Here is a 20,850-nt window from a genome sequence, read left to right as displayed (position 1 = left end):
CCTCGCAGATTGCCTCCGCATCGAGCCTGTCGTTCTTCACGTGCTTACCGCCCTTGCGGTATGGCGCCGCGAACTGCGGCGCGATCAGGCGGACTTCATGGCCGTGCGCGCGCAGCTTGCGCGCCCAGTAGTGGGCTGCGCTGCACGCTTCCATTGCGACCAGGCACGGCGCGAGGTTGGCAAACCATTCGAGAAACTTCTGCCGTGAGATGGCTTTCCTGACCACCACGCGTTCCATGCTGTCCACGCCGTGCACCTGGATCAGGTTCTTGGCCAGATCCACGCCGATACGAGTAATCTTGTCCATGACTTTCCCCTTCTCAGATGGGTTGCCCAGCACCAACCATCCTGGCATATCGCTATGCCACGAGATCGGGAAAGTCCTTACTAATTCGTTGATGACTCCAACGTCCGCTCTGGAGAGCGCTCGCCGAACGATTCCAGCAAACTATTGCATCCACCGGTTGAATCCGCCGATGGCCACGAGACATTCGTCGCCGAGCAACTTTTTGAAGTGGCGTACATACCGCGATGCGCGCGAGCTCGATATCGGCTTTAGCGGTCTACCGCAAAGAGCCGCCAATCTCCCGGCACGCCCTTTAGAGAGTGCATTCCCCTGTCTTGAAAGGACAATGCGGAGCCCGCAACCAAGTCCTTCACGGTCGCGGACACCAAGACTTCACCCGGATGCGCAAGGGCCGCGACGCGGGCTCCGATATGAACGGCGATCCCGCCGAGGTTGTCGCCCATGATCTCGCACTCGCCTGTGTGCAGGCCAACTCGCACTTCGATCCCGAGCGACCGCACGTCGTCCGAAATTGCGCAAGCGCAGCGAACGGCCCGAGCGGGGCCGTCGAAAGCGGCAAGAAAGCCGTCGCCCGCCGTGCCAATTTCCCGGCCGCGAAAGCGCGCGACTTCGCGGCGAACCGACGCGTGATGACAGTCCAACAAGTCGCTCCACCGTCGATCGCCGAGACGGACGGCCTCATCCGTGGAACTGACGATATCTGTAAAAAGAACCGTGGCCAGAACACGATCATATTCCGGGCTATGTCGCACACCGGTGAGGAACTCTTCGATCTCGTCAAGAATGACATCGCTATTGTCACCCCACGGGATGTGATCGGTGCCGTTCAACTCCACCAGCTTTGCTCCCGGTATGCGCTCGGCCATGTACCGGGTCGCGCCAATATCGATCACGCGATCATGTACGCCGTTGAGGATCAATGTCGGCACCCGAATGGCGGGCAGAAGGTGTCGGATGTCGATCTCTGCGTTCATTCGTAGCAGCGCCATGGCAGCCCCAGGGCTTGCGCTCGCCCTCAGCCTGCGGGTCCACCATTGGCGGAATCGCTCGTCTTGCGCCATGCTTGGGGCATGCGCATCGATTTTCACTGGGCCACCCCACTCGCGCTCAATCTGATCTAGGGCCTTCTGAAGTTGCTCTTCGGTCTGACCCCAAGGATAGTCGGGCGCCCACCTGCGGCGCGCGAAGGCACCTGTCATAATGAGTGCCGCGGTCCGGCCGGGATAGGTCGCAGCAAAGAGCGCGCACATCGTGCCGCCCTCAGACCAGCCGAAAATCGCCGCAACTTCCGAATCGACAGCGCTCATTACGGCGCGTACGTCGTCCATGCGAACCTCGAGGCTTGGCATATCGGCAACCCGGTCCGAAAGGCCGGTCCCCCTCTTATCGAACAGGATCAGACGTGAGAAAGACGCTAGCCGCGTGAGGAACCGAGCGAGCGTGGGTTCCTCCCATGCAATATCAATGTTCGAGACCCATCCTGGCACAACGACCAAGTCGGGCGGCCCTTTGCCCAACACTTGGTACGCGACGTTGACGTCGCCGCTCCTGGCGTATCGAGTCTCAGGCAGCATTGCGAGGGTCCCTGACATGCGAAGATAAGCGCTTCGATTCCATTCTTGTTGCGTGGCGGGCGAGCGTGACTTTGGGCACCTGGTGGCATAACCGCGAGCGCCGCTTCGGGGTCCGCGTCGCCCGACCGTCCGGATCGCCGCAGTCCGACCGCAGCTCACTTCAGCCCCGCGCACAGAGTTTTGTCCGCCGCTCGGCAGCGTGACGGACGCAGCTTGCTGAGTTGAACCGCAGTGAACTGTTCAGCAAGAGAATTCTAGGCTGGCCTACGCGCGAACGCTAACTGAGTTTGACTGAGTCGCAAGCCGCAGACACGCGGATACCGACTCGGTCCAAGGTCGCAAGGCAACACAAAGGCCGACGCGCCTGGACCGATGTCTCAGACAAAAAAACCTTCCCCTCAACTGAACCCCGGTGCGCGGGCCGCCAAGCGTCTAGTCGGCATGTGGACTAACCTCCCGATCCTACTCTTTGCGTCGGTAGGAATCACCGGTTCTGGGGACGATATGATCCCGACGCAGTCGCACGTCGATCGGAGAGATGTCACGAGGTGTGAACAGTCGCCGCATGGTTTTGGCGGGCGCGGCACGCCGCTAGCTTGCGGACAGCGATGCGGCCCAATCGACGAAAATTCTGAGCCAATGCAGCGCGCGGTCATGGCGATGCCCGCCGCGAGGCTCGGGCGCAGTTGGTATTAAAGCCCAAGATAGATGCGCCGGATATCGCCATCCTCCAAAAGTTCTTGACCAGGCCCCTCGCGCGCAACCCGCCCCTGTTCCAATACATAAACGCGATCGGCAATTCCGAAGGTGGCGTGCGCATCCTGTTCGACCAGTAGGACAGCGGTCCCGTTATGCCGGATTTCATCGATGGCATCAAAGATTGCAGCCTTCAGACGACCTGCCAAGCCGACTGAAGGCTCGTCCAGCATGAGCAGCCTCGGCCTGCCCATTAATGCCCGACCAATGGCGACCATCTGCTGCTCACCTCCGGAGAGAGTACCCGCCAGTTGCGATCGTCGTTCGCGCAAGGCCGGGAAAAGACTGTAGACAAGCTGCAGATCAGCGTCGATGCTGCCACGGTCCGTTCGTAAGTAAGCACCGAGTCGCAGATTCTTCTCTGCCGTCAGTTCGGGGAACAAGCGTCGACCTTCCGGGCAATGGCAGATGCCCTGCGCCACCACCTTGTGTGCCGGCACGCCAATGAGTGCCTTGCCGTTAAAGCGCAGCATTCCGGTGCTCGGCAGTACTCGAGAAATCGCCTTAAGCAGCGTCGTCTTGCCCGCACCGTTGGAACCAAGCACGCCGACCAATTCGTTCGTCTCGACGCGGAGTGAGACCCCCTCTAGCGCGACCGCTTTACCGTATCGCACTTCGAGTTCCTGTACGTCGAGTAAAGACATTGGCATCCTCCACCTTACCGATATAGGCCGCTATGACCTGTGGTTGAAGGACGACGTCCGCCGGCTCGCCATCCGCGATGATCTCGCCGAAATCCATCACGATCACACGGGTAGCCAACTTCATCAATTCCCGCAACTTGTGTTCGATGATCAACACGGTCAACCCCTGAGCACCTTGCAATTGCCGGATCAACGCTGCGAATCTCTCGACCTCGCTGGCCCCAAGGCCTGCAAAGGGCTCATCCAGTAGCAGCAAGCGTGGCTCCGTCGCGAGCGCTCGGGCAATTTCGAGGCGACGTAAATCGCCGTGTGGCAGAGCGTGGGTCTGCAGCGACGCCTTTTCCGGGAGGCCCACCCATTCGAGCATATGCATGGCGCGGCTGTACGGCATCTCCCGGGCGCGGACCCGCGGCGCGAGACAGCCCACCATAACATTTTCAATCACGCTGAGTCCGGCGAATGGGCGACACATCTGGAAAGTCCGAACACATCCGAGGTTGGCGATCCGGTCGGGATTCATCCCCGTCAGTCGTTTTCCATCGAATCGAACTTCACCGCTGTCGGCCTTCACAAAGCCGGTAAGCAAGTTGAAGAGCGTTGTCTTGCCCGCCCCATTCGGCCCCAGGATAGCGGCGATTTCGCCGGTCGCTATAGCGAAAGACACGTCGCTGACGGCGCGTACGCCCCCGAAGCGCTTGGACAACCCCGTCGCAGTCAACAGCGGTGTCATTCGCGACCTCCGCGCAGCAACCGCCATAGCGGCGCGACCAATCCGCCCGGGCGAAAGAACAGGATCAGAATGAGTACCACGCTGTAAGCGAGCAGTCGAAACTCCCCGATGCTTCGCAATAGCTCTGTCAGGAGGTTGAGCAGAACGGCTCCGCCGGCAGCGCCGTAAATGGACCCTAACCCGCCCACGTAAGCCATGGTGATTACAAGGATCGAGATGAATACCGACAAGAGTTGCGGACTCACCTGCAACTGGTAGTGTGCATACAGTGCCCCGCCCAGTCCGGCAGGGGCCGCGCTGATTGCAAACGCAGCGATCTTGTAGAACGTGATGTTGTGACCGCTTGGCGATATCGACACACAGATAATTGCCACGAAGGCGCTCGTAAGTCGCCTCCGCGTACAGCAGCGCACTGCGCGCAATGGAACCCTCCGAGCAGCGCTGACGCACGACGTTGTAAAAGTCCCCCTCCTCGCACGCCGTACACACGCGTCCCTCATGAAGGCGTGAATAGGTCGGACATACGACCTTGAAATCGTGCAGCGTCAGAACCACCGGAACGTTCATCATCCTTGCTGCGCGGATGATTGATGGTGTAAGTTGGTGATAGATATTGTGGCAATGCAGAAGATCTGGTTTTTCCCTCACGATCAATTGCTTGATTCGTGAAACCGCTTCCATCGAATGAATCATCGACAAAGCTGTCGTCGCCTTCTTGAGCGCACTGGCCGGGTAGACGTGATAGTCGCGATTCTTGACGAAGGTGTCCGCGAAGGGACTCGGAGCGTTCCTTTCGTCACGCATAGAGAAATCGACAACCTCTATGCCTGCGCCAAGAAGGAAATCTCGCTCCTGGAAATAAACGGTCTCCGCACCGCCTTTACCAAAGAAATACTTATTGGCCAGTATGACTTTCATACGTTCTCCGAAGTAAACGGGAGTGCCATCGTTAGCGCTATCAGTGTTCACCGCTCGAACCTAACGCTTCAGGCGAACACCAGCTCGTACCAAGGTGAAAAGATCTGTCCCTCGCGTTGCAGGTGGACAGTCAAGACTCCGTCGCGAATGGCGGCATCGCTCGCGGGCAACGGCGCCAGACGTCTTCCCGTTCCGTCAAGCGGGTAGACGGTGACTGCGGAAAGCGCATGTCGCATTGACACAACACACTCGACCCGCTCCATCCACATGGGTGCTCGGGCCGCCAGGACACCGTATCCGGACTGTCGCGGTTGACGTAGGAACTTCAACCGCGCAGAAAATAGCCATCAGCCCACGCGTGAACGTGAGCGGCGGTTGGCGAAGGTTTCGCGATCCAAAGCGCACCCAGGCGTTTCTCTCGAGCTTCGGAGCGATCCGGCAGCACTTCGCGCTCAAGCGACATTTGCTGCGCGCTTCTCTCTGCCGCAAACAGCTCGCTCAGCGTTTTGACGCGTCGGATCATTTCACCGAGCTTACCCGGAATCCGTCTGCCGTCTGAGCGAACATACGTCTCCGGTAGCTTTGCGCCCTCAATGAGTCAACGTGACAAAGCCCACGCGACGCCCCGGAGCACCGGAAACTAAGCCCGGGATTTGTCATTATTGGTCAACCCCCGGTCCAGCGCCGCCGCGACGATCTGCACGTTCGGCTCGGCGATCAGATTGAAGTGGTCGCAAGACACCTCGACAATCACCAGTCCGGCGCGCGCGACGTTCCGCCACAGCGCCATCTGATTGCCACGGTCACTCTGCGCACCCGTCGCGCGCACATAGACGATCGGTCCCGCGCGATAGGGCCGCGGCCGGTAGATCGTCATCGCTACCCGCAACGTCTCGCGCACGCTCCGGAGCTCCGGCGGCATCAACGCGTTATGGCTGTCCGGGCGGTGCGCCATGCACCCGACGCGCATCCGCAAGTGATCGGCCGCGCCCGCGAGTTTGTCCTTCACGTAACCGGGGAGTTGCGACGCAGGCACCGCGCGCAGCTTGCGCCAATGTGAGCCCATATAGCCACAACGGTGCCGCAGCCTGGCGCGCCACGGCAGGCAATGCGCGTCCGCATAGGTATCGATCAGGCACAGCAATTCGATCTGCTCGCCGGCGCGCCGCAGCTGTTGCGCGATCTCAAGCGTGACCAGCCCGCCGAACGAGTAACCGGCCACCGCGTATGGCCCCGTTGGCTGCACGGTGCGCATCTGTTCGATGTAGCTGGCCGCGATGTCCTCGACGCGCTGCTGTGCCGGCTGCTCGCCGTCAAGGCCGCGCGCCTGCAGTCCAAAGACCGGGCGCGGACTCTGCATCGCGCCGATCAGCGTCCAGCATTCCATTACCGTACCGCTCACGCCGTGTACAAAGAAAAGCGGTGTGCCCGTGCCGGCGCGCATCGGCACGACTGTCGGCGACGACTGCGGCAGTGCGCAGTCGTCGATTACGGCGGCGAGGCTCGCGATCGTCGGCGCGGTCAGCAGGGTCGCGAGCGGAATCGTGCGCCCGGTTGACTGATACACACCGGCGAGCAATCTCGCCGCGAGCAGCGAATTGCCGCCCAGCTCGAAAAAGTTGTCATCGCGACCGATCGGGGCGAAGTCGAACAGTCTCTCCCACTGCGTCTGCAAATGCCGTTCGAGGTCCTCGCGAGACTCGCCGACCGGTGCCAACTCACGCGTGACCGGGTTGAGCGCCGGATGACGCCGAATCGCGTCGAGGCATTCAGGATTGCGTAACGCCGCAGCGTTGCCGACCGGCAAACCGCTGATCGCGTTGCGCGCGGCCGCTTCGGAGAACTTGCCGTTATGTGTGACCGGCAACGCAGCGACGGCGATGATCCGGTCGGGTACATGCGCTGCCGACGCGCGACGGGCGAGGTCGCGGCGCACCCGGGCGGCCAACGCTGCGCTCAACTCGACGCCATCGCGCAGGACCAGCAGCAGCACGGTGCGCTGGTCAACCCTTTCCGCATGCGCGTGATCCGCCGGCATGTAGTGTGAGCGCTGCTGGACGACCATCGCCTCGCGGATTTCCCGGATGTCGTTCAATACGCGGTAGATCTCGCTCGGCCCGACGTTGATGCCACGCACATTCAGCACGCCGTCTGAGCGGCCATGCAATCGCGCAGTGCCTTGCGGCGAAAACTCGATGAGGTCGCCGTGGGTCCAGACCCCTGCGTTGCTGGCGAAATAGGCGGCGTGAAAGGCCGCACCATCCGCGTCGCCGAAAAACCCGAGCGGACGTGACGGAAACGGGTTCGCGCAGATCAGTTCGCCGATCCCGTCGGTGCGCGCGCCCTGTTCACGCGCCTGCACATCGAGCGCAAGACTCTTGCATTGAGCTTCGCCCGCGTAGACCGGCATGTTCGGATTGCCCAGCACAAAGCAGCCGAGGATGTCCGTGCCGCCCGAGATTGACTGCAGGCGCAGCGGCTTCACCTGATCGCGCACCCAGCGGAACTGCGTGTCGAACAGCACCGCTCCAGTCGACATCATCGCGCGCAGTGCGCTGAGATCGAACTGCTGCCCCGGCGCGAGGCCCGCGTCCTCGCACATCTTCAGGTAAGCGGGACTCGTGCCGAACACCGTGACGCGCTCGTTGGCGACAAGGCGCCATAGCGTATCGACCGTCGAGATCGGACCGTCATAGGTAACGATCTCGACGCCGGACGCGAGCGCCGACAACTGCCAGTTCCACATCATCCAGGCGCAGCTGGTGTGGAAGTACATCCGGTCGCCGGGCCGCAGGTCGCTGTGCAGCCGATGCTCCTTCAGGTGCTCCAGCAGGCTGCCGCCGGCGCCGTGCACGATGCACTTCGGTTTGCCAGTGGTGCCCGACGAGAACATGACAAAAAGCGGATGGTTAAACGGGAAGCGTCGCCATTCGAAGCGCCCGGCGTCGCCGCGGTCGAGCAGTTCGTCAAGCGAATAGATCCGCTGCTTGACCGTGTCCGGCAAGGTTCCGTCATCCAGACGGACGACGCCTTGCAGCGACGGCAACGCGGCTGCCAGATCGGCGACGTTGGCCGCCACCGACGTGCCCGTGTCGAATCCCCGCGCCGCAGTGTGCGCGAACAGCAGTCGCGGCAGGAGCGGTGTGAAGCGATCGAGGATCGTCTCGACGCCCATCTCGGGTGCAGCCGTCGACAGCGTGGCACCGAGCGCGGTGACGGCCAGCGCAGTAACGACTGCGTCTGCATCATTGCGCATCACGCAGACCACGCGGTCCCCCTCGCGCAGCCCCCATTCCGAAAGAGCATCCGCGAGACGCGCCACGCGCTCGCGCAGTTCACCGCGCGTCAGGCGTAGCCGTCGGCCATCTGCGTAACAGGCCGTCAGCGCAGGCGCGTCGGCGCTCGCCACCGACAGGCCCAGCAGGTTCTCCGCATAGTTCAGTTGGACCTGCGGGAAGAAGCGTGCATGCTCGCATTCGTCGCCGGCGCACACAGGCTCGAGGCTGCCCGACCAGTCGAGCCCCTGCGACCATTGCATGAAGAATTGCCAGAACGTTCGATATGCCCGCACCGAGAATTCGTGCAGCGTTTCGTAGTTGTCAAAGACCTGCCCCGTGTGCGCCTGCAGGGCTGCAGTGAACGCGGTCATTTGCGACGCTGCGACGTACTCGGGGGTGCACGGGGAGATCACAGCTGCATCGCTTGATTGGACACTAAGCTGAGTTGGCACTTTGAAAGAGATACTGTTCGGGGCCGTGAGCACAGGTTGTGAAAAATCGAATGCGACACCTAGGGGCAGCGACGGGACTGATGGCGGTGTTGCCGGATCACGCTTCTTTGGCTGCTCGGCGGCAAGCAGCTGGGTCAGTCTTACGGCAAGGCCGGGACTCGTCGGCCCCACCGGTTCTTTTATCACTTCCTCGCTCAGGTCTGACTTGCTTACCCATCCCTTATCAAAAAAGGTATCCGGGAACTTTTCAGCGCCATTGGCCTGAAGCGATTTGCCGGCTTCCGTTGTTTGTGTATTCTCCGGCATTTGATCCGCCTCTCAAAAGATCGCTTTCGTTGATACCGTTCCAATTCGACTCAGACTATTTTTGAGCGTCGTCTCCAGTTATTTCAAGTTCATTTTTTTCTAAGCGGCGAGAGGGTTGTAGACTGTTATGCATAGTGATTAGAGGTGGCCCCAGAGATTCGGACGGCACGATAAGTGGAACTGCTGGAATCTGAACTGCTCGGATTTCTGGAGCACCTGGCGCTTAATTGAAGATCCTCGCCAAAGACTCAGAACGCGCGTCTTGCGGCGCAAGTCATTCTTCCGCTTTCTCGAATATCACGAGATTTCTTGCTTGGTCCAGGCAGGTTTTGTCGCGATAAGGAGGGTTGGGCGGAGCCAGCTGGTGAAGTGCGCTGGTTTATGAAACCAGGGAGTAGAATTGCTGAGCGGCGGACAAGCGAATGGCTTTGGGGCATCTCATCTGCCCCTTGGCGATCATGTGCATGGTTTCGATGCCGCCGACAAGGATGCCGCGCAACGGAAATTTTTGAACCCGAGCATCGGTCGTGTTCGTCGTTTGATGGCCCGATGGCCCTGCTCGATGATCTTGCTCATGTACTTGCGCTGACGGATCCTGATGGGCGTCTCGCGCTGCGCATTCAGGGCGTACAGCGCGGCCAGGTTGGCATCGCTTTTGTCGACGGTCACGGTATCAGGTGCGGTGTTCTGGCCGATGGCTTTCTCGCGGTAACGCCGGGCGGCAGCCTTGTCGCGGCGAGCACGCCGCGAGAAGTCGATGGTATTGCCGGCCTTGTCCGCGGCGCGATAGAGGTACGTCCACTTGCCCCGCACCTTGAGGTGTGTCTCGTCCATCCTCCAGCTCTTGCCAACCGGGTGCTTGTGGCGGCGAAACGCCTTTTCGAACAACGGTAGCAGCTTGATGACCCAGCGGTGCACGGTCGAGTGATCGACCGCGAGACCACGCTGGGCCATCATTTCCTCGAGATCGCGCAGACTCAGCGAGTAGGCTACGTACTACCGCACGCACAGCAGGATCACGTCCAGCGGATAGTGCAGGCGCTTGAGCACCTTCGCTACGCCAGCGGGCAGCGCCTTTTCCGCAGATACCTTCTTCACTACGCGCTTCAGTTCAGGCCAATGTCGGCTCCGATCTTACCCCGGCATCCTTATCGCGACAAAACCCCCGACCGCCGAATCGAACGCATCTGGCGGAATCGTTCAAGCATTGGCGGATCGAATTTTGCGAGGTCGGGGCCCGCGCCTCGCTGCGAGGGTTCCACCATCCGGCCATTGTTATGCTCTCTTCCGCCAGCGGTCATCCGGCGAAATGCATTCGACCAAGATGCCCCCAATGAACGCCACGTTTCGACAGGAGCGATGGCGTGCAAACGCCGGCAGCGAAGCCGCACGCCTGCCGGCTCACACATGTGTGAGTTTCTCTCTGTCGACATCAATCAGATAGTCAGCGATCTAAATGAAAGGGGATATGGCGCCTTCCCCTCTGCGATATCGCTAGACACGCTGAAAGCCATCGAGCGCGACGCCACAACACGTACGGCATACACAGAGCGAGACCCGTCGACAACAAGACTTTCGTCAGAAAGAGCGTCTCCTTCCAGGTACACAGTGAAATTCAGAGGTCCGCGCCGATTGTCGTCAACACCGAATTCATCACCCGGTTGAATGACCAGATCTCGATGTTTTTGGACTTTGGGAAACCGTCCGACTACGAGGTCTTTCCAAAAACCACGCTGAACTCGTTGACCCTCGACAAGAAGATGATCCGCGTGATGACGAAATAAGTCTTGTATCGCCTCTCCCGCGGGGTTCTTTCCAGACTTCCGCAGTCTGTCCGATCCTCGGTCAGGCGGCTCGTCAAAAGGTAATCAGTTGCGAGGCGGTTCGCCTGCTCTCGTTTATGCAGGTTGCTTGCCTGGTAAGTTCTTGTTGAATGGACCCGTGGCCCCATGCCACGGATGACACAGGGGCCCAGGCGGGCTCTGATGTTATGGACGACTCCGCCCTTCGGGGTTCGGCGTATGCCAAAGTGGAGAAGTCGTGACTTCCACGGCAAAGGAGCGTTCATCATGAAGATAGCTACTATCGGACTGGATCTTGCAGAGACCCCATTCCAGATTCATGGAGCGAACCTGCGCGACATTGAAAACGCCGGCAATTGCGATCGCGACACGAGGTCTGCTGCTGACCGCTGGAATCGCATTATCCGACATGGCCACCGAGTGCGGAACTACGAGTTTACCGTGACCTAAACATGATTGAACGTGACATGCACTAGTCGACTTTGGAGGGCAGTCGACGTGGGTGCACGTCGGCTAGCTTGCCATACACGCGCACTCGGCGGAAATGCGCCCAAGTATGAAAGAGAGTTCATTACAAATTTGTCACGTGTTCGTCAGTTTTGCGGTAACGACCAACAGGTATCCTCAAAGCAGAGCCCGACCTTGTTGAAATCGAAATCGACCATGTACAAAATTAAAACTTTCGTAGCTACGGCAGCGCTCGCTGCCGCTTCATTGTCCGTCCATGCAGGCACGATGGATTCACCCGACTTCTGGACGACGCCGAGCGTTCACGACTACGGCAAGATGCACTTTCTGCCGAACGGTGCTTTCAAGCCGCAGCCGGGTCACACCTACAAGGTGGTCTTCTCGTTGACGCAGGGGGCCAAGAACCCCAATGAGGTGAGTCCAGCGCTTGATCACGTGGCGCGCGCGGTGAATCTCTACGTGGCGTCAGGCGTGCCGTTGAGCAGGCTTAAATTCGTCGCGGTCGCTTCTGGTTCGGCCACATCGCTGGCGCTCGACGATGCTCACTACCGCGCGCAGTTCGGAGTGCCCAACCCCAATCTGCCGTTGATTGCGGAACTCCGCAAGGACGGCATCACGATCGCGGTGTGTGGCCAGGCCATGGCAGAACACCACTTTGAGTATGACTGGAGCGACCCCAGCGTGACGCTGTCGTTGTCTGCACTGACTACCGTGACAACCCTGCAGCAAGCTGGTTATGCGCTAATGCCACTCTGACCACACACTGCGCGGGATGCATCGGGGCAGCACACCGGCCGATATCGCTGCTCCTCGATTCGGCACCGTGGGGACCCCGCAATCCTGTGTAGAAAGTGGGCACAGTACGCCCCCGACGGCGCGTGCGCGCCGTGAACTGTCTAAATCAAAGTATCTGGAAATGCATTGACATGGCAACCCTCCCACTAGAAGCGACGACTGTCGGTGCCCAGCGTAACGACGCGCTTCGGAGCTGGCGCCTGGCCGGTGTCGCTCTGGCTGTTACACGCTTCATACAAGGGTTCATCTATTGGGGCGGTGGCTCGCGACGCTTCATCTACGGGCCAAGCAAACTGGATCCGCACGCGCCGCACTGGATGGCCTACAAGTTTCAGACGGCGATGCCAGGCGCACTGTTCGGGCTCGATCATCTGATCGCATTTATGCTCCAGCATTTCTACGTGCTTTACGTGGGCGTAATAGTGTTCAGCGCGGTAGAGCTGGTGTTCGGCCTTATGTTAATGGTTGGGCTGGTCACGCGTCTGGGGGCGCTTGTTTCCATGCTGCTGTCTGTGGTGCTGATGGCACTGTTCGGCTGGCAGGGAGCGACCTGCATCGATGAGTGGACCATGGCCGCCTGCAATCTTGCAATGGGCACGACTTTGTTGCTGGCTGGCGGCAGCGCGTATTCGATCGACAACGTGCTGCTTCGGATCAGGCCGGCGCTCTCCGGCAAGGCCTGGTTTCAATGGATGGGCGGCAGTCTGCCGCTACCGCAGAGCGATCGTGCGTATCGCACCCTCGCATTGGCGTTGTTCGCCTTTGTCGCGGCGTACAACATTGGCACCTACAGTTACTTTCGCGGTTCCGTGGTGACGCCCTTTCACGGCGGCCCGGTTAGCCCGACCGTTCACCACCTGACGATGCGAGACGGAAAATTGCTGGCGGGCGGCCAGGTCAGATTCCACGTGTATCTGGACGCGGGCACGCCCGAAGCGCCGGTGCACGTCGTCGAAGCGGCATTGCTGGGTCCGGACCAGACGGTCATCGAGCACTGGGATGCTGCCGCTCTGTCGAAGTTGCCTAAGGGCGCGTTCTCCAATGATTTCGCCTACAACCAGTTTGCCGCAGGTCCATACGGCATTCGTGCGTCGATGGGTGCAGCTGCAACGATCACGCTGCCACCTGGTCCTCACAGCAACGTGTCGCCTGAGACGCGCGTCACTTTGCGGCTGACCGACGTCGATGGCCGATCGTTTACTACGCAGTTGGAATCGACCGGTTGAACCCGCACCCGAACTGAGCCGGTCACCACAGAGTGCTCTGGAACGGATCGAGCGACTTCAAGATAGACTGCGCCGACGGAAACGACGACAGGATCACTTTATGACTCGATACGTGGCTTTCCTACGGGCCGTGAATGTTGGAGGCACCGGTAAACTCCCGATGTCCGAGCTTCGAGCGATGTGCGAGTCCATTGGCTTTGCCAACGTGCGCACCTATATCGCAAGTGGCAACGTCGTCTTCGAAAGCAAGCTCACAGAAGCCTCCGTGAAGGCTCGGCTGGCACGTTGCCTGGAGATATACGCGGGCAAGCCAGTAGGTGTACTGGTCCGAACTGGCGCAGAGCTGGCCGCGGTTGTTGACGGGAATCCATTCGGGGCTGCCGCGTCGAATCGGACCGTCGCAATATTCCTCGATGCACCACCTCCTGCCGACGCTCTGTCTCATGTGAGCGGCCAGCAGGATGAAGAAATCGCGCTCGGAACGCGTGAGGTGTACGTGCACTACAGCAACGGAATCGCACACTCAAAATTAAGAATTCCCGCTGCGAAGACCGGCACCGCCCGCAACATGAACACGGTGGCAAAACTCGCTGAGTGGGCGACAGAATAGTCCGGGGGTCCTCCGGCATTTCGGATCGGCCGAGGCCGTGTAAAAGCGTCCTGGTCCCCTACGTCCCACCTGCGTGAGGCCGTCGTTGTGGCGGTTCTATCCGCCCGTACTGGGCCTGCAGGCAATGCGCGGCGTGTAGTCCATTACCGCCGTTGGCATGCTCCGAGTTGGGGGGCTCTCGCGCTTTGAGCACCCGCGCCAGCTGATGGTCTGGCTGGGTCTGGCGCCGTCAGAACACTCTTCGGGTGAGCGGCGCCGTCAGGGCAGCATCGCGAAGAACGGCAACAGCTATGCAAGAGGTTGCTGGAAGGCGCCAGAATACAATTTGACAAATTATTTAATGTTAGATAAATTGTACAAATGCAAAAACCAACCACCGAACAGCACACGATAGTCGAACAACTGAAGCAGATTGCGGAAGGGCTCGGCGAGACGTTCTCCCCGTTTTGCGAAGTTGTGGTTCATGACTTGGTCCATGCCGAGCATGCAATCGTGGCGATCCACAACAATCTGTCGGGTCGAGTCGAAGGCGAACCGGCCACCGTGTTGGGACTCGCGCGCATAGCTGACGACCGTTATCCCCAGGTGATCGCGAACTACGCGAACCAGTTTGCCGATGGGCGTCCCGTGAAGAGCACGTCGATCGGCATTAAGGATTCAAGCGGCAGATATGTTGCGGCGTTATGCCTGAACATCGATCTGACGCTTTTCGGGGCTTTGCAAAACGTGCTCGGGCGCTTCGTCAGTACGGACGCTGCCGCAGGGGTCGAGGAATCCCTGGAGCCCTTGGGTGCGGACGCCATACGGCAGCGCATCGACCAGTTTGCCGCTCGGCTCGGGACCATCCCGCGGGCGCTCAAAACGGAGGATCGCCGCATGTTGATGCGCGAACTCAAGCAGTCCGGCAGCATGGAAGTGCGCCGGGCAATGGAAATCGTCGCGCTCCACCTGGGCGTTTCACGGGCAACGGTATATAACGATGCGAAATAACGAAAGATTGGTACTTCTCGACAAGGACGCGGTCGAGTCTTTGTTAAAAGCGGACGATGTGCTTGAAGCCGTGCGGGAGGCGTTCGTACTGCACAGCCAACGAGAAGGCAGGGTCTTCCAGGTCGTGCGCGAACGGCTCTCGACGGGCGGCGTTTTCGGCATTAAATCGGGCGACGTTCAGACCCAAAGTCTGCTTGGATTCAAAGCGGCCGGTTTTTGGCCTACCAACCGGCAGTCAGGCGGGGAGCCGCATCAGGCGACCATCATGCTCATCAATCCAGCGACGGGGCGCCCGATCTGCGTGATAGACGGTAACGCCGTCACGACCATGAGAACGGGTGCCGCCGGCGGTTTGGGTCTTATGCAACTGGCCCGCCCGGACAGCACTCGGGTCTGTGTATTCGGCTCCGGCGTGCAGGCTCGCGTTCAGCTGACTTTCGCCCTGCGGCTCATGCCTTCGCTCAAACGGGTGCAGTACGTCACCGTCAACGGCGAGAAGGACGAAGCGTTCGAGTCGCAGTTCCGTTCGTATTGCGACATCCGCTTGGCGGAAGACCGAAATGGCGCGGTGACGGATAGCGATATCGTCATTACCGCGACACCCGGGGCGGGTGCGCTATTCGATCTCGATGCGGTTCGGCCGGGTACGCATTTCAACTGCGTCGGTGCGGACACCAAGGGCAAGCGCGAACTTCCGGACGGTTTGTTGGAGCGCGTTCGGCTTGTGGTCGACGATCGTATCCAGGCCTCTGAGATAGGGGAAACCCAATGGGCGCCGAAAACAGAAATGATCGAACTGGGCGATCTGCTTACCGGCAATGCGCATTTCGACCGGCAACCCGGCGACATAACGGTGTTCGATATGACAGGGCTCGCCTTGCAGGATCTGACGGTCGCCCGAATGCTGCGTGATCGCGCCACTGAGGCAAACGTCGGCACGTCGATCGCGTGGCCGTGGTGAGAACCGGCTGAATTCAAGCGGCTGGTGGGTGGCGCGTACGACGTCGCAGGCCAGCCCACATAGACCACATCCATGAATCAATATTGATATGCACGATCTTCCTACGTATTTCGACGTTAAGGCGGCGGCTGAGCGAATCAAAACCGAGATCCGCAAGACTCCGGTCATGACTTCGCGCACGGTAGACGCCGAGCTAGGCGCGCAGGTGTTCTTCAAGTGTGAAAACTTCCAGCGCATGGGTGCCTTCAAGTTCCGCGGCGCGATGAACGCGCTGATGCAGTTTGACGAGCGTCAGCGCGCAAGAGGCGTAGTGGCCTTTTCATCGGGCAATCATGCGCAGGCGATCGCCTTGGCGGCCAGATCGCTGGGCATCCCGGCAACCATCGTGATGCCACTGGATGCGCCTGCCGCCAAGGTTGCCGCGACGAAGGGCTATGGTGGCAATGTGGTGACCTACGATCGTTACACGGAAGACCGTGAACAGATCGGGCGCGACCTCGCCGCCAGGCATGGATTGACCTTGATCCCGCCGTATGACCACCCGCATGTGATCGCGGGTCAGGGTACGGCGGCGAAAGAGCTGATCGAGGAAGTGGGCGAGCTCGACGGATTGTTCGTGTGCCTGGGCGGTGGCGGCCTGCTTGCCGGGTCCGCGCTCGCGGCCCGCGAGCTCTCCCCGCATTGCAAGATTTACGGTGTCGAACCGGAGGCCGGCAACGACGGGCAGCAGTCTTTCAGATCCGGCTCCATCGTGCATATCGACACGCCGAAAACCATTGCCGACGGCGCGCAAACCCAGCATCTCGGGCAATATACATTCCCGATTATTCGACGAGACGTGGACGACATCTTGACGGTCACCGACGATCAGCTGGTCGCATGCATGCGTTTTTTTGCCGAACGCATGAAGATGGTCGTCGAGCCGACTGGCTGCCTTGGCTTTGCCGCGGCACGCGAGATGCGCGACGAATTCAAAGGCAAGCGAGTCGGTGTCATCGTCAGCGGAGGCAACGTCGATATCGGCCGCTATGCCGGTTTCCTGGCCGCCTGATTCGAGCACGGTTTCTTAATATATGACGGCCGTCGCAAGACGGCTTGTGCCTTGGTGTTGTCGTAATTTGATGTATTTAGGATAACTAGTTATATGTCGTTAAAAGAATTGGAAACGCCGGCAGCGCTCATAGACCAGTCGCGAATGGTGCGGAATATCGAGCGCATGCAGCAGCATTTGACGCGGCTCGGCGTGACGTTTCGACCGCATGTAAAGACGTCCAAGTGTGTGCAAGTCTGGAAGGCTCAGGCCGATGCCGGCGCGTCGGGGATTACCGTTTCGACATTGCAGGAAGCGGAACAATTCTTTGCCGCGGGCGAAACGGACATTCTGTACGCGGTGAGCATCATTCCATCCAAGCTGGAGCGAGCACTCGCCCTGCGGCGCAAAGGCTGCGACTTGAAGCTGATCGTGGACAACGTCGAATCGGCCGAGGCGGTCGCCGGGTTTGGCCGTGCCCATGGGGAGACTTTCGAAGTCTGGATCGAGATCGATACGGACGGTCACCGGTCGGGGATCCAGCCGGAGGACGCGCTTCTCCTGAGCGTCGGACGAGCGCTGCATGAGAACGGAGTCCGGCTGGGAGGAGTGATGACCCACGCCGGCTCCAGCTACGAGTTGAATACGCCCGAGGCGCTGGCTGCGATGGCGGAACAGGAGCGCGCCGGTTGCGTGCGGGCCGCGCAACGGCTGCGCGACGCCGGGTTGCCTTGCGAAACAGTCAGTGTCGGATCGACGCCGACTGCACTCGCCGCTCAACGGCTAGACGGTGTAACGGAAGTTCGCGCCGGAGTCTACGTATTTTTCGACCTGGTGATGCATAACGTCGGTGTGTGCAAAATCGATGACATCGCGCTTAGCGTGTTGACGACGGTCATCGGGCATCAGATCGACAAGGGTTGGGTGATCGTCGACGCAGGCTGGATGGCCATGAGTCGAGACCGTGGGACTTCGAAACAATCTTGTGACTATGGGTATGGCCAGGTGTGCGCACTGGACGGTACGGTGATGACCGGGTATCAGATGATCGGCGCGAACCAGGAGCACGGTATCGTCGCTCTGGCCCAAGAGGCTTGCGCAGACGCTGCGGGGCAATGCGATATCGCCGAGCGCTTCCCCATCGGAACGAAACTGCGCATCTTGCCGAATCACGCCTGTGCGACCGGCGCTCAATATCCGGTTTATCAAGCGCAGAATGCCGACGGTGAAATCACCGGCTGGCCCCGCAGTTACGGCTGGTAGAGCGACCCTACCAGCAAGGAACACGATGAAAAATCGCCTCACATTCTATATCGCCGTCGGTATGGTACTGGGTGTTGTCGCCGGATATGCATGCCATGCCGGTGCTGCCGACCCAGCCCAAGCCAAGGTCATCGCCGGATATTTCTCGATCGTCACGGACATTTTCCTGCGGCTCATCAAGATGATCATCGCGCCGCTCGTTTTCGCGACGCTTGTTTCAGGACTGGCCGGCATGGACGGAGGTCAAGATGTCGGGCGCATCGGCTTGCGCACTGTCGTCTGGTTCCTGTGTGCCTCGCTGGTCTCGCTGGTGCTGGGTCTGCTATTGGCCAATGCGCTGCAGCCAGGCAGCGGATTGCACATGACTGCGAGTGGCGACAACATCAATACCGGCCTCAACACCGCCGGGCTGAACTTCAAGGACATCGTCGAACATGCGTTCCCGAACAGCCTGCTCGACGCGATGGCCCGCAACGACATCCTGCAGATTCTGGTGTTCTCGTTACTGTTCGGCGTTGGGCTGGGTGCGCTCAAACATGATCCCCGCGTCAAGGTGCTGATACAGGCCATCGACGGGTTGGTGGAAGTCATGCTGCGCCTGACCGGCTACGTGATGCGCGTGGCGCCGTTTGGCGTGTTTGGAGCGATCGCCTCGGCTGTGACGTTGCGTGGCCTCGGCATCCTCATCACTTACGGCAAACTGATCGGCTCGTTCTATCTCGGTCTGGTTCTGCTGTGGGGGATTCTCATCGGCGTCGGATATTGTTTCCTCGGCAAGCGGGCCGGTCCATTGATCAAGGCGGTGCGCGAACCGGCAATGCTGGCGTTTTCGACCGCCAGTAGTGAAGCCGCCTATCCGCGCCTGATCGAAGCGCTCGAGAAATTCGGTGTCGACAAGAAAGTGATCGGGTTCACGTTGCCGCTGGGTTACGTGTTCAATCTGGACGGCTCGATGATGTATCAGTCGTTCGCGGCGATCTTTATCGCACAGGCTTTCGGCATCGACATGCCACTGTCGCAACAGATCGTGATGTTGCTCGTGCTGATGCTGAGCAGCAAGGGGATGGCCAGCGTGCCGCGCGGCTCGGTGGTGGTCGTTGCCGCCGTGGCGCCGCTCTTTCACTTGCCGCTTGACGGCGTGGTGATGGTATTGGCGATTGACCAGATTCTCGACATGGGCCGCACGATGACAAATGTGATCGGCAACAGCGTCGCGACAGCCGTGATCGCAAAATGGGAAGCGCGCCGCAACGATATAGGCGTTGCCGCCGCGAGCCTTGAATGAGGGCGCTGTTGTTACGGCCGCAAGAAGAATGTCAGAGCTCGTTGGCAAAGCGCACCTGGTCCCTGGCTCCACCGGGGCACCGACGTTAGTGTCCGCCGTCGAATGAAAACCGGCCAACAGGATCCAATCGTCTTCGTGCAATAATCACCCGACCTGCGGCACATCTGACGTGCCTTGGGTCCTTTTCAAGTGCGGGAGTCGTTGTTGCAGGTCTGCATGCGACGGAAGCACCTTGGGGCAGCCACTCCGCCCCGCCCAGAGCTTTGCCTATGGCTCGTCGCATCGACACCGCCAGTCAACCGTTCCTGCCGAAACAGCACGGGAGTCTGTCCGATGTCCTATGTCGAAGCGCTGGATCATGTCATTCATACGGTGATTTCCCCCGCGGCCCGCGAGACCGATCAACTTGCCCGCTTTCCGCGTGCTGCCCTCGATGCTCTTGGCAAAGCCGGCCTGCTCGGTCTCCTCAGTCCGGCAGAGTTCGGCGGCATGGGCTTGGGGCTGGCCGACGCGGCCCAGGTGGTCGAGCGCATTGCGCGGGAATGTCCGTCCACGGCGATGGTGGTGACCATGCACTACACCGCCGCCGTACTAATCGAAAAATACGGGCCGCCAGATGTGAGACGCGCCATCGCACAGGGTCGCCACCTCACGACGCTCGCGTGGTCCGAAACCGGAACGCGCAGCCACTTCTGGGCGCCCGTCGGCACCGCACAACCTGATGACGACGGCTTCGTGCTGAACGGCAGCAAGACCATGGTCACGTCGGCGCAGGAAGCCGACTCCTACGTCTGGTCGTCACAGCCGGCGCTGGCCGCGCAAGGCGCAAGCACGCTCTGGCTGGTCGACAGCCGCCTGCCCGGACTTCATTGCCCGCAGCCCTTCGACGGCCTCGGGCTGCGCGGCAACGCATCCGCGCCGATCCGCGCGGACAATCTGCGCGTCCCTGCCAGCACGATGCTCGGCCCGGATGGCGGAGGCTTCGAGATCATGAACGGCGACGCGTTGCCGGTGTTCACAACGCTGGTCGCATCGAGTTCCATCGGTTTGATGGATGGCGTGCTGCAGCGCGCCACGGCACATATCACCGGCAACCGCTTTGCGGAGACCGGCAGCACGCTCGCAGACCTGCCCACCATCCGTGCCTACCTCGCGCGTGCGCGCCTTCGTGCCGACCAGGCCCGCGCGTTGCGCGACGACACGCTGGCCGCGATGGTGGCCGCACGACCCGACGCGATGCTGCGCGTGCTGCAGGTGAAGGTGGCCGCCGCGGAAGCAGCGCTTGACGTGACCGACACCGCGATGCGCACCTGTGGTGGCGCGGCCTTCCGCAAGGAGATCGGCATCGAGCGGCTGTTTCGCGACGCGCGCACCGCCTCCGTCATGGCGGCGCCGACTTCCGACGTGCTGTACGACTTCATTGGCCGCGTGCTGTGTGACATGCCGCTCGCCTGA

Annotated in this window: 15 protein-coding genes and 5 pseudogenes; 12 read left to right on the top strand and 8 right to left on the bottom strand. The window is 60.4% G+C overall.

Annotated elements, in window-relative coordinates; translation table 11 throughout:
• The 6 genes and pseudogenes from FVF58_RS06900 to FVF58_RS06875 all read right to left on the bottom strand — a co-directional run.
• Positions 1 to 307 (bottom strand): IS110 family transposase (locus FVF58_RS06900; protein WP_149669111.1); only part of this gene is annotated, 307 nt, incomplete at its 3' end.
• Positions 308 to 555: 248 nt separating this feature from the next.
• A complete protein-coding gene (locus FVF58_RS06895) occupies positions 556 to 1,881 on the bottom strand; it encodes an adenylate/guanylate cyclase domain-containing protein (protein WP_149669110.1) in 1,326 nt (441 codons plus the stop codon).
• 692 nt (positions 1,882 to 2,573) lie between these two features.
• Positions 2,574 to 3,281, bottom strand: a complete 708-nt coding sequence (locus FVF58_RS06890) for an ABC transporter ATP-binding protein (protein ID WP_149669109.1) — start codon at positions 3,279 to 3,281, stop codon at positions 2,574 to 2,576.
• Positions 3,238 to 3,939 (bottom strand): annotated as a pseudogene (locus FVF58_RS06885) (ABC transporter ATP-binding protein); the annotation flags it as partial. The gene FVF58_RS06890 and the pseudogene FVF58_RS06885, both read right to left, overlap by 44 nt.
• Before the next feature lie 68 nt (positions 3,940 to 4,007).
• A complete protein-coding gene (locus FVF58_RS06880; RefSeq protein WP_149669165.1) occupies positions 4,008 to 4,511 on the bottom strand; it encodes an ABC transporter permease subunit in 504 nt (167 codons plus the stop codon).
• Positions 4,512 to 4,521: 10 nt separating this feature from the next.
• Positions 4,522 to 4,929 (bottom strand): annotated as a pseudogene (locus FVF58_RS06875) (glycosyltransferase); the annotation flags it as partial.
• Positions 4,930 to 5,256: 327 nt separating this feature from the next.
• Between FVF58_RS06875 and FVF58_RS06870 the strand changes: the two are divergent.
• Positions 5,257 to 5,488: pseudogene (locus FVF58_RS06870) on the top strand (IS6 family transposase); the annotation flags it as partial.
• Between the two features lie 81 nt (positions 5,489 to 5,569).
• Here FVF58_RS06870 and FVF58_RS06865 read toward each other — a convergent pair.
• The gene (locus FVF58_RS06865) at positions 5,570 to 8,620 is read right to left on the bottom strand and encodes an acetoacetate--CoA ligase (protein ID WP_246216958.1); all 3,051 of its coding nucleotides are present in this window, start codon (positions 8,618 to 8,620) and stop codon (positions 5,570 to 5,572) included.
• Positions 8,621 to 9,344: 724 nt separating this feature from the next.
• Positions 9,345 to 10,063 (bottom strand): annotated as a pseudogene (locus tag FVF58_RS06860) (IS6 family transposase).
• A gap of 971 nt (positions 10,064 to 11,034) precedes the next feature.
• Here FVF58_RS06860 and FVF58_RS06855 point away from each other — a divergent pair.
• The 11 genes and pseudogenes from FVF58_RS06855 to FVF58_RS06805 all read left to right on the top strand — a co-directional run bounded on the left by FVF58_RS06855 (position 11,035) and on the right by FVF58_RS06805 (position 20,850).
• Complete coding sequence (locus FVF58_RS06855; RefSeq protein WP_149669107.1) at positions 11,035 to 11,217, top strand: hypothetical protein; 183 nt, start codon at positions 11,035 to 11,037, stop codon at positions 11,215 to 11,217.
• Positions 11,218 to 11,430: 213 nt separating this feature from the next.
• Positions 11,431 to 11,991, top strand: a complete 561-nt coding sequence (locus FVF58_RS06850; protein ID WP_223191127.1) for a DsrE family protein — start codon at positions 11,431 to 11,433, stop codon at positions 11,989 to 11,991.
• 122 nt (positions 11,992 to 12,113) lie between these two features.
• Positions 12,114 to 13,256: a TQO small subunit DoxD gene (locus tag FVF58_RS06845; protein WP_223191126.1), complete on the top strand. Its 1,143-nt coding sequence runs from the start codon at positions 12,114 to 12,116 to the stop codon at positions 13,254 to 13,256.
• A 100-nt stretch (positions 13,257 to 13,356) separates the two neighbouring features.
• The gene (locus FVF58_RS06840) at positions 13,357 to 13,866 is read left to right on the top strand and encodes a DUF1697 domain-containing protein (protein WP_149669106.1); all 510 of its coding nucleotides are present in this window, start codon (positions 13,357 to 13,359) and stop codon (positions 13,864 to 13,866) included.
• 88 nt (positions 13,867 to 13,954) lie between these two features.
• Positions 13,955 to 14,164 (top strand): annotated as a pseudogene (locus tag FVF58_RS06835) (transposase); the annotation flags it as partial.
• A 62-nt stretch (positions 14,165 to 14,226) separates the two neighbouring features.
• The gene (locus tag FVF58_RS06830) at positions 14,227 to 14,856 is read left to right on the top strand and encodes a helix-turn-helix transcriptional regulator (RefSeq protein ID WP_149669105.1); all 630 of its coding nucleotides are present in this window, start codon (positions 14,227 to 14,229) and stop codon (positions 14,854 to 14,856) included.
• A complete protein-coding gene (locus tag FVF58_RS06825; RefSeq protein ID WP_149669104.1) occupies positions 14,846 to 15,817 on the top strand; it encodes an ornithine cyclodeaminase family protein in 972 nt (323 codons plus the stop codon). The genes FVF58_RS06830 and FVF58_RS06825 overlap by 11 nt, the downstream gene beginning before the upstream one ends.
• Before the next feature lie 88 nt (positions 15,818 to 15,905).
• Positions 15,906 to 16,868 carry a threo-3-hydroxy-L-aspartate ammonia-lyase gene (locus tag FVF58_RS06820; protein ID WP_149669103.1) on the top strand — a complete coding sequence of 321 codons (963 nt, stop codon included), beginning with the start codon at positions 15,906 to 15,908 and terminating at the stop codon, positions 16,866 to 16,868.
• A 93-nt stretch (positions 16,869 to 16,961) separates the two neighbouring features.
• Complete coding sequence (locus tag FVF58_RS06815) at positions 16,962 to 18,110, top strand: DSD1 family PLP-dependent enzyme (protein WP_149669102.1); 1,149 nt, start codon at positions 16,962 to 16,964, stop codon at positions 18,108 to 18,110.
• Positions 18,111 to 18,135: 25 nt separating this feature from the next.
• Positions 18,136 to 19,395, top strand: a complete 1,260-nt coding sequence (locus tag FVF58_RS06810) for a dicarboxylate/amino acid:cation symporter (protein ID WP_149669101.1) — start codon at positions 18,136 to 18,138, stop codon at positions 19,393 to 19,395.
• A 333-nt stretch (positions 19,396 to 19,728) separates the two neighbouring features.
• On the top strand, positions 19,729 to 20,850 hold the full coding sequence (locus FVF58_RS06805) for an acyl-CoA dehydrogenase family protein (protein WP_149669100.1): 1,122 nt from the start codon (positions 19,729 to 19,731) through the stop codon (positions 20,848 to 20,850).

Origin of the sequence: Paraburkholderia panacisoli (assembly GCF_008369935.1) — a bacterium.
GTDB lineage: Bacteria > Pseudomonadota > Gammaproteobacteria > Burkholderiales > Burkholderiaceae > Paraburkholderia > Paraburkholderia panacisoli.
This window is presented reverse-complemented; position numbering and strand designations above follow the sequence as displayed.